The 9,047-nt window shown below is 56.1% G+C and carries 10 protein-coding genes; 8 read left to right on the plus strand and 2 right to left on the minus strand.

The genetic code is table 11. From position 1 onward, the window contains the following. Positions 1–144 precede the first annotated feature (144 nt). Together FS320_RS32620 and FS320_RS32625 are read left to right on the plus strand one after the other, a co-directional pair. Positions 145–1,119, plus strand: a complete 975-nt coding sequence (locus tag FS320_RS32620) for a hypothetical protein (protein WP_152716581.1) — start codon at positions 145–147, stop codon at positions 1,117–1,119. A 60-nt stretch (positions 1,120–1,179) separates the two neighbouring features. Next, positions 1,180–1,662: a hypothetical protein gene (locus tag FS320_RS32625; protein WP_152716582.1), complete on the plus strand. Its 483-nt coding sequence runs from the start codon at positions 1,180–1,182 to the stop codon at positions 1,660–1,662. Between the two features lie 102 nt (positions 1,663–1,764). Here the strand turns inward: FS320_RS32625 and FS320_RS32630 are convergent, their stop codons facing one another. Next, the gene (locus tag FS320_RS32630) at positions 1,765–3,009 is read right to left on the minus strand and encodes a DNA-binding transcriptional response regulator (protein WP_152716583.1); all 1,245 of its coding nucleotides are present in this window, start codon (positions 3,007–3,009) and stop codon (positions 1,765–1,767) included. A 184-nt stretch (positions 3,010–3,193) separates the two neighbouring features. Further along, positions 3,194–3,775, minus strand: coding sequence for a M15 family metallopeptidase (locus FS320_RS32635; protein WP_152716584.1), 582 nt, complete (start codon positions 3,773–3,775; stop codon positions 3,194–3,196). A 340-nt stretch (positions 3,776–4,115) separates the two neighbouring features. Here FS320_RS32635 and FS320_RS32640 point away from each other — a divergent pair, with 340 nt between their 5' ends. The 6 genes from FS320_RS32640 (at position 4,116) to FS320_RS32665 (ending at position 8,627) form a co-directional block, all read left to right on the plus strand. After that, positions 4,116–4,652: a hypothetical protein gene (locus FS320_RS32640; RefSeq protein ID WP_152716585.1), complete on the plus strand. Its 537-nt coding sequence runs from the start codon at positions 4,116–4,118 to the stop codon at positions 4,650–4,652. A gap of 20 nt (positions 4,653–4,672) precedes the next feature. Beyond that, entirely contained in the window at positions 4,673–5,221 is a 549-nt protein-coding gene (locus FS320_RS32645) for a hypothetical protein (protein ID WP_152716586.1), read from the plus strand. A 51-nt stretch (positions 5,222–5,272) separates the two neighbouring features. Further along, positions 5,273–5,605 (plus strand): hypothetical protein, encoded by a 333-nt coding sequence (locus FS320_RS32650; RefSeq protein WP_152716587.1) that lies wholly within the window; start codon positions 5,273–5,275, stop codon positions 5,603–5,605. 163 nt (positions 5,606–5,768) lie between these two features. Then, positions 5,769–6,035 carry a hypothetical protein gene (locus tag FS320_RS32655; RefSeq protein ID WP_152716588.1) on the plus strand — a complete coding sequence of 89 codons (267 nt, stop codon included), beginning with the start codon at positions 5,769–5,771 and terminating at the stop codon, positions 6,033–6,035. Then, a complete protein-coding gene (locus FS320_RS32660) occupies positions 6,032–7,078 on the plus strand; it encodes a Fic/DOC family protein (protein ID WP_152716589.1) in 1,047 nt (348 codons plus the stop codon). The genes FS320_RS32655 and FS320_RS32660 overlap by 4 nt, the downstream gene beginning before the upstream one ends. Before the next feature lie 163 nt (positions 7,079–7,241). Continuing rightward, on the plus strand, positions 7,242–8,627 hold the full coding sequence (locus tag FS320_RS32665) for an Eco57I restriction-modification methylase domain-containing protein (RefSeq protein ID WP_244627541.1): 1,386 nt from the start codon (positions 7,242–7,244) through the stop codon (positions 8,625–8,627). Positions 8,628–9,047: the final 420 nt, after the last annotated feature.

Genomic DNA, 9,047 nt, shown 5'->3' on the forward strand with positions numbered 1-9,047 from the left:
TTTGAAAGCCGGAGAGTGGTTCCGGCGGGGTCTCTTGCTCATCGTCTCTCCTGTTCAGCAGCCATTCTGGCTGCTCTCAGGCAGAAACTCCACTTATCCCGCTGTCCAAATTTCCCGAGCCAGCTCTGAATTACCGGATTTTCCATGCGAGCTGCAGTACTCTTCCTCGTTTCGTGCCTTGCCCTTGCCTCGGCGCAGGCCAAAGACTTCAACCCGCAGCTCATAAAGGAATTCGGAAGAGCGTATGGCTTCCTAACAGGCCAAAACCTGTCGCTCGACAAAATCGAGAGGGAATTCCCCACATTCAAAAGCAATGTGATCGTCGCTCGGCTGAACTTCTCCTCGAAGTATGGGGATATCCGCTCTAAATTGGAGGATATCCTGCGCTCGTCCCTGAAAGACAAGTTTCCCGAGTTTCAGCGCAACCTCCACGAACAGCTGAAAGTGGTCACGGAGGCCTCCCTTACCCAAGCCGACGTCTCCCGGTTTCTCCAGGTTGTTCAAGCACGGGCTGACGGAGAGATTTCGGATGAGATGCTGAAGCCCATGCTCATCGCAAAATACGAAGATCGCCCGACCGCAGAGTTTCTTGACGGTTGGCGCCAGACGTACACGACGGACGGCTCAGGCAAAGCTCTCGGCGTAAAGCTCCAGGTGCAGGTACCTCGCAGCTTCGGATCCAAGGAGAGCCCAAGGCCCCATATTGTTCGGAACTGGACGTCCGAGAACGACAGGGGCACGACAACCATCGCTTTGCAGGTCAGGGATCTAGGTGCGGTGGTAACCCAGAGGGACCTCGATGCAGAATATGGTCCCGAATTCTTCGACGGATGGGCCGGCGAGAACGGGAAGCTCGTCGACTTCGGAAAGTTCAAGCATGAAACTTTCCCTGCGGTTTGGGCTCATACAATCCAGGAGGAGGAACGCGCCACAATGAAATTCAAGATCAGCTCAATCATGTACATGGTCATTGCCCGCGATAAAGCGGTGGCCCTTCAGTGTATGGATCTCATCGCGGGCGAAGTTCCCTCTGACCCGAAGCAGATATTCCAAAAGACCCAGCCGCTCTGTGTTCAGATGCTCAACACTCTCGTAATTCAAAGCGCCTACAGTCGATAAGTCTTTCGCTTCAACCTAATGGCATTTCGGCTTTGCGCGTGCTACAAAGCATACTCACGAATGGAGGGGGCCATTTCCCTCAAGTCAACCGACAAACATCTCGTCGTGTTCGGACGTAAGCAGTGCAAGCATTGCCAATCCAGCACGCGAGTGGCGGTGTTCGCTCAACATACCGCCGATGCTTATAAGCTGTACGGCCATGACTACATCTCGGTATTGGATCAAGCGCGAGACATTGATCCGGCTTCCCTCCAAGCACTTCGAGCATTCGCGCCAGGCTATGGGATGGCGTACCTTTTTTACGCAAACCATTGCGAAGAATGCGCCGAGCCGATTTGCGACCGTCCTCTCCACGGGCGAATGGATTCATACTGGATTGATTGGACTACAGTCAGTGATTTTGGCTACGAAGTCCGAGAAGCTTCACTCGAGTTTGAGGGACCCTTCAGCAACGATGAAGAATCGATTCCTTCTGATATCCGAGCTAAATTACCGGTTACGTATGTCCCGGAGCTAGATCCAAGCTGGGAAAACACCGGCTAGTCTCTGAGATGGCGCCGCCTTGCACCTGCAATGATGTGCTGAGGACAAAGTTGCTGGTCGGAAGCACGCACCTGGTAGCTGTTACGCGTGCCTCGCAGCTCTCTAAAAGCGGCTGCACCCATATAGCTCTTGCCATATTAGTTGAGCGCGGCTCGCCGGCACGTTGTCGGGGTTCAGCACGTTAAGGATGGCATCGGTCAAGTCGAACTCGCCGGATACCTCCGCGCTTGCACCTCGCCTGCGCGCCTCGTCGGCCTGTTCGGGAGTGTAGTTCCGGATATAGAAAATGAACGGAATTGCCAAGTTCCTGCGTTTGATCTCATCCAGGAAACCGTAGCCAGCCTGCGGATCGCGATCGCGTCGAAAGTCAGAGATGACAAGGGAGATTTTGTCCGGGGATGCTTCGATCATCCGGACTGCATCTGCTGTCGTTTCCACATGGGAGAAGCACAGCCCGTATTTACGCAGTGCGCTTCGCTCCCGGGCATTCACTTCCCGATCGTCATCAAGCCAGATCACATATGTTTTCCTCAGAGGAACCTCCAATGCCCTTTGCATAGTATCCAGCAGAAAAACTGTCTCGTCGCTCAGACCATCCTTGGACTTCATTGCCTCGCCGAGATCGACGACTGCCTCCATACGCTCCTTTGCGGCGTTGGCCTCAATATAAAGCGCACCAACCCAAATGAGAGCAGCCAGGATGGGGCTGAGCATCAAGATGATCTTCAATGGCTCGAAATTGTTGGTGATCCAGATGCCGAGGCCACGCCATGCCGTCGGAGCGAGCCTCATGTCGAACTGTTGGACGGGGGCCTCCCCCATGAGGAGCGGCACCCAATGCAGTCGCATGTATTCGTCCGTGGCTTTCCCGGTTTGATCCTGGAAATATCCACTGTGGCCGAACGTCGAATACCTGTTCGTGAACTCGGGACCATTCATGCCGACGAAGCCGGTCCGCCCTGCCATGCCGGTGAGAGGCACGAGGAATTGACTTGCCAGGAGAACGGTATCCCCAGTGCCACAATCATTGATCACACGGCAAACGCGGGCGGGAATAAGGTCAGCCCAGAAAAACCCTGAGCGCAGTACACTCCCCGCGAAGATTAAGGTGTCTATTTGGATATTCTCATCAGGCCTCAAGCCGCGCAGCGTCCAGCCTATCAGATGAGTTCCGAAACTGTGACCGACGAGATCGAGCCTTCCAGGACGCAGGCGCGCGACAAGGGCCCTGAGTTCGCGTCCGAACCGACGCACGAGTATCCATCGCGTAAATGGCACGACAAAGGCGAGCATCGAGAAGTAGCCGTACGTAAAATGGTAGAAGACTAGGTCAGGCTTTTCGGCCATCGTGATGCGCTCGAGACGGCCCTGCCAATAACCGAAAGTCCTGATCCCATGCACCGTAACGACTACGTGAGGATGATCTGGCATTGGCGTCGAGCTCCATATGCAGGCAGGCACAACGTTCAGCGACGAGCTTCAGCGGCACGTTAACGGCAGTACGAACCGATCCTTCGCGAGCTTTCCCTGATTACTCTATGCTGATGCCATCCTTCCTTGCGATCTCTTTCAAGCTTTCGTGGGAAAGCGAGAAGCTCATCGCGTCATATCCGAGATGCCCGCGCCAGTAAAAGCCGGCCTCTTCGAACGCTTCGACGACGCGGCGATCCATTTTGAAACGGTCTGGCCCCCAGGAAAGCCTGTTATGCTCGGGATCGATATCGATCTCGACTCCCCATGAATGGGCGGTCCATTGATCCCCACCCCGCATCTTCCGCACGCTGAAGCTCCCACCGTAAAGCGACGCCTCTTGGGTGAGTCCCCTTTGATGAAGAAGGCTGAATGCCTTCTCGAAATAGGGAAGAGCCTTCCTGTGAACCGTGATCGATGTGATCTGCGTATTCTTGTCCCAGGCACCAATCATGGGGAAAGGGAGCTTCAGCCGAGCCATGCCGGACCCGGGCGGCCCTAGCACCTTTTCATAAAGGTGATATGGGACGAGGTTCTTCTCCTTCCATTGCTGGGTAACCTTGGCTGTTGCCTGAGCCAGAGCGGGGTCGTTAAACCCCGAAAGCATCAAGATCAAGGAAATGCCGCGCAAGGAGAGAAGCATCGTTGAGGCTCCAGGTCCGTGGGCAGGGAACTAACTTGGGCTGTATCGTAGTCCAACAAACTCGGATCCACAAACTCCGAGAGTTCACGAGGGGCAGATGGACGTGAGCGTCGGGGGATTCTACGCCGATCAGGATCTGGGACAATCGCCTTCCGCAACTGCTTTGTGGTCTTTACTGCCGAATGCCGGAAAAATTGGAAGCACCAGCGCAGGACCCGCTGGCGGTAGCGAGAAGGCTCTATGCTCTTATTGCAAATAGGGCCTTTTCGTTTGCGAAAACCCCAAGAAGCTCTCAATCTCCAGGTTAAATCCCAGCAGATTGCAATCTGAGGAATCTCCCGTGGTCCTTGACGACAAGCTCATCTCCCTCGCTGACCGCACTGCCTCGTACCTTCAGGAGGAGCACGGTGTGTCGCTTCCGATGATCCTAAGAGAAGCAACGCTCGGCACGATGGTGAGCTTCATCGCCCTGATCGTCACAAGCTTCATGGATGGGCATAAGATCGCCGGCTACTTCCTGCTTCTTCCTGTGCTCTGGAGCCTCATCCAACTCTACACCTGGTTCAAAGGGTTCGCCCGGGATGCAGAACAGGGCTGGAGCGACGGCTTGTCCAACCGTTACATCCGGGAAGCCCAGAAGCAGCGCATCGCCTACGGCTTCGCCCGCGTCATCTTCTTCATCGGCTTCTCCATGGCCTTCGGCAGCTTTGTCATGAACATGATCCATGGAAAGCCACTGACGATCTATGGGGCATCTCACGCCCTTTCATTGATGCTCCTCACGTCCCTTTTCTATCTTCGCTGCGCTTTGCCGAAGCCTCCGGGGCGCCGGCGCACCAAGCAACTCATCCCCGCATTCTCTGGATCGGCCGGCTGAGACCGGCTTAAAGGACTTCCATGCAACTCTTCATCTACACGCCGGCTGAGGACGCTCTTGCCGTATCTTTTATTGTGCCTAAGAGTGCAATCGTTGGGCTTCCGTCCGAAGACGGCCAAAGCGTCCTTGTCTACTACGAGGGCAACCTCAACAAGGCCGTGAACCTCACCCGTTACCGCGAGCGCCTCATTTCAGCAGCGGGCAGAATGGTTGTGAAGTATCCGACCGTCGCCAAGATGTTAGCTCCAGCTACGGAGTTGCATCAGGTTGGCACCTACGACGCCATCAGGCACTATGTCATTGAAATCACCGATCCCAGCCGCCTCGCCATGTGGGCTGGAGAGCCCGTTGATCAGATTGCCGGGGCTCGCCTCCCCAACGGGCCCTGCAGCAAAGAAACCCTCGCAGCCCACCACGACCAACTCCGCCCGCTCGGCCAGCGTGGGACGAAGTTCGGCTTCCGAGCTTTGACGGGGCAGATGGTGATCCACGACGTGTCCGTCGGCACATCCCACGTCTACGAGCCGGACGAACCTGAAGCGGTCGCATGGGATCCCAAGCAGCTCTGATTTCTCTCTCCAAGCAACAAGCCCCAAGTGCCTCAAGAAGGTTCGGAAGCCATGAAAAAGATCATCGGAACGTTCAACAATGAGCCGATTCATCTTGAGGCAAAGCCGATTGCCGACAGCGGGACTGAGCTCGACGCCGTACTGCCTGCTGGCAGCGTTGTTGAGGCAAGATTCCAGTTTGCCCTCCCGGTGGCTGCCACGCGGCGCCAAGTTCTCGAGTGGATCAACTTGTCCCTTGGCTATGGATCCATGAGCGACTGTCCTTTGGGTAACTTCGACGTAGAGGCAATTCGTGAGCCAGTCCTTACCGACTTAGGCATGACGACTGACCTTCATGAGGTGCGCGACCGCGTCATCCAGCGATACAGGCGAAAGCCAGATTGAGATTGTTTTCCAAGGGGAAGAGGATTTCTGTGCGCGTTTTTAACGCCAAATCCCTTTATGGCGGTTTGGATAGGTCCATTAGCTTGGGCTCCCACCGTGCCTGCTGTTATTCGCATTCCGTTTCCGGCTAGAATTGGAGCCGAGACAAATTTGGAGAGATTCCTTGTCCGAACAAACTATCGTCCGCACGCGCCAGGAAGCTCTCGATCTGATCGAGCGCTTCCTGGCCTCTCGTGATGAGAACGTGCTGGCTCCCTACGTTAAGGCCATGACCACCGCCGAGGATGAGAAGACCTTCTCGATCATGCGCGGCTCGGGTAACGAGATGGAGCTTCGTCACCAGTTTCTTCATCTCGTCGAAAAGGCCGGTCTGGTCACCCAAACTGAGGTTTTCTCAGCGCTCGACCGCTTTAGAGTAGGTCAGAAATGAGCCAGGAGGATCCTTACGTCTATCCTGGGACCGACATCCTCAAGAACAAGTTCGGCCTTCAAGATCAAAAAGCTCTCACCGACCGAGAAGTTATCATCTCGGCGAAAGCGATCGCTCAACTTCACAAGGATCCGGTCAAAGGAAGGTTCGACTTTGACCATCTGTGCGAAATCCACCATCGGATCTTCCAGGACGTCTACGACTTCGCAGGGAAACCCCGGTCGATTGATCTCTGGAAGAATGAAATCGTACTGAAGGGTGGGAGCGCGAACTACGCTGCACCGGACGACATTAAGGCCAACGCCGACGCGGCCCTTAAGTCCCTCAATGGTACTAAGTGGACTGATCTTACAGACAACGCCCAGTCCAACAAGTTCGCCGTTGACATTGCGAAGGTTTGGCTCGCCCATCCCTTTCGGGAGGGGAATACCCGCGCCGTTCTGACCTTCATGGATCAGTTCACACGGGAGAAGGGACTCGATCTCGACTTCAGCGTTCTATCGCGCATGCCAAGCGATACCCGGGACGCTTTCGTTCTTGCAGCTCACGGGATGCCGGCAAACCTCGCGCCGCTCATCCGGGAGTCCCGCCAAGCGTTCATTGACCGCAACCATCCAGTTCTTGGCCGGGTAACATCTGAGACCAATGAGGTTCTCAATCTCATGGGCAAGCCACCGATTACAATCGGTAAGGTCGGCGATCAGATTTCCGGAAAGGTGCTCACGACGAGCTATCAGACGGTGCTTCTCCATAACAGCCGCGGCATCACGGCTGTCGACCTGTCGAATTTCGACACTCCGCCGCAGACCGACAAGCGCGCGACGGTCGATATCAGGTTTGCTCCTCTCGATAAGAGCTCTGAGAAGGCCACAGGCAACATCTTCGCCCAGATCGCAGAGAAAGCCCCTCCCACGTCCCTGAATCAAGGTGGCGCGACCCTCGGCGATATTCTCAACGCCGCCCGGGAAACAGTCAGCGATCCTGGTCCTACCAAGCCGAAAGGCTATGATGCCTCGCGTCGAGGACCGGACTTTGGGCTCTGACAGGCATTAACCGGCACTTTCCAGTCGGCTTCAGCCCAGCAGCGAAACGTCTCACAAGCGGCGTGTGGTGTGACCCTCCACACGCCGTTACGCTTTTCCGCTCCCAGGGATTTCATAGACAATCATGACTGCACCCGCGCTTTCGTCGTCCTTTGATATGCCCATGCTGATCCCGCAGGACGAGCGGGAGTTAGCGATCGAAATCCTCCATGCGGCGACAGCCCTCTACACCACCACCAGTGTCGTGGACGTTCTGCTCGACCGCATAGGATGGCCTGATGCAGACGGTAAGCTAATTGATCCAAGCGCTGGCGACGGGGCATTCCTCGTACAGGCGTTAGCCCGGCTCAGTACACCGAAAGACGACCTTGTGTCTCTGTCGCGTGTCCACGGGTGGGAACTCCACCCGGGCGCCGTCGCCAGTGGTCGCGAGAGGATCGTCCGGCACCTCCAGATCAAGGGATGGACCCTCGATGTAGCGCAGGAGGGGGCAAGACGCGTCATCCATGAAGGTGACTTCCTTACGGACGGCCCCAAAGAGGGCTGCTTCCGTTTCATCGCCGGCAATCCACCCTTCATGCGCTTCGGGCATCTCCCGGAATTCTTCAAGTCCATCTATCGCCAGGTTCTGCCAGACGTCGCGCGAGGCGATCTCCTACATGCCTTCCTGGAGCGCTGCGTCCAAATTATGCCTGAGGATGGCATCATAGGCTGTATCTCGAGCGATCGTTGGCTCATTAATGAGACCTCCGCCAATCTCCGGCGCTGCCTCGGGCAGAAGGTCGGCATCTCCCACGTGGCTCGTCTCGACGCATCGACCAGTTTTTACCAGCCAAAATCCCGTCGCCGCGGGTCGCCGCCTAGAATTCACCCGGTCGAGATCGTTCTCCAACCGTCTAAGTGTGCCCTGCAGCGGCTCACCGATGCACCCGTTTCGCCTGATGGCGTGGTCGGAGAGGTCGCAGAGACTCCTGTGCTCGGCGACATCGCAACAGTCCGGATAGCCCCGTGGCTTGGGCCGCACGGCATTTTCGTTCTCGATGCCGACAAGGCTACTGCCCTCCCGCAAGCCGAGCTGGTTCCGGCTGTGGATACCGATGATGTGGATCCAGAAAAGGATCAACTGGGGACGCCCACGCGTTACGCTATCCGAACCCGCCGGGACATCGAGCCATCTCCCGAGGTTCAAGGACATCTTCGCGGCGAGCTGGGGCGCATGCCTAAACGTGGTCAGCGGTCTACCTGGTGGATGCCTCCGGAGACGATTACTCTCTCGCTGAATAAGCCTGCGCTGCTTATTCCGCGGATTGGCAAAAGGATCCGACCTATCCGCCTTCCTGCCGGAATCCTGCCGATCAATCACAACCTTTACATCATTGAGGGGAGTGGCAGTGTATCCCTTGACGCCATTGAGGATATCCTCAGAAGCTCTGCTACTCACGCCTGGCTAGAACGCAACGCTCCGCGGCTTGAGAATGGATACTTCGACATTCGATCTGGCCTGATTAGACGGATTCCTGTTACAGACCATAGTCAGCAGATTCATTAGAAACATCATTTACGCTTGGCCATAGAGCGGACTGGAAGTACGGAAGCATCCTGCGCTTCTCGAACACCACGTTGGCCCTTAACCAAGACCGCTTCCCTTTATGGACCGTATCGTCGAACACCACTGGGCTCAGTTCCAAGCGCTTGCCTCCGTCGACCAGCCCTGGAGTGGTTCAATCGCGGCGCAGTGGGCGGCGCTCCTTGGAAATCATGGGATCGCCAGCCTCCCCGATCGCAACCTTTCTAGATCCGATCTCCGCGCGTATTGCCAAGACGCGAGTATAAGCGACGAGGCGTACGCATCCGAGGTGGGCCGCCTTGTAGGAATTGTCGGATTTGGCACTGACTGTCCTTATTGACGTCAAAAAGGACAGTGCGGCTATGGATCGAGTTGAGATTGTCGATACGGGTCGGCGTCGTC

This window comes from Microvirga tunisiensis, from assembly GCF_009296175.1.
GTDB lineage: Bacteria > Pseudomonadota > Alphaproteobacteria > Rhizobiales > Beijerinckiaceae > Microvirga > Microvirga tunisiensis.

Coding starts and splice junctions, on each gene's coding strand:
- FS320_RS32665 (WP_244627541.1), top strand. CDS start 7,242: ATGCTGATCCCGCAGGACGAGCGGGAGTTAGCGATCGAAATCCTCCAT.
- FS320_RS32660 (WP_152716589.1), top strand. CDS start 6,032: ATGAGCCAGGAGGATCCTTACGTCTATCCTGGGACCGACATCCTCAAG.
- FS320_RS32620 (WP_152716581.1), top strand. CDS start 145: ATGCGAGCTGCAGTACTCTTCCTCGTTTCGTGCCTTGCCCTTGCCTCG.
- FS320_RS32625 (WP_152716582.1), top strand. CDS start 1,180: ATGGAGGGGGCCATTTCCCTCAAGTCAACCGACAAACATCTCGTCGTG.
- FS320_RS32635 (WP_152716584.1), bottom strand. CDS start 3,775: ATGCTTCTCTCCTTGCGCGGCATTTCCTTGATCTTGATGCTTTCGGGG.
- FS320_RS32645 (WP_152716586.1), top strand. CDS start 4,673: ATGCAACTCTTCATCTACACGCCGGCTGAGGACGCTCTTGCCGTATCT.
- FS320_RS32650 (WP_152716587.1), top strand. CDS start 5,273: ATGAAAAAGATCATCGGAACGTTCAACAATGAGCCGATTCATCTTGAG.
- FS320_RS32630 (WP_152716583.1), bottom strand. CDS start 3,009: ATGGCCGAAAAGCCTGACCTAGTCTTCTACCATTTTACGTACGGCTAC.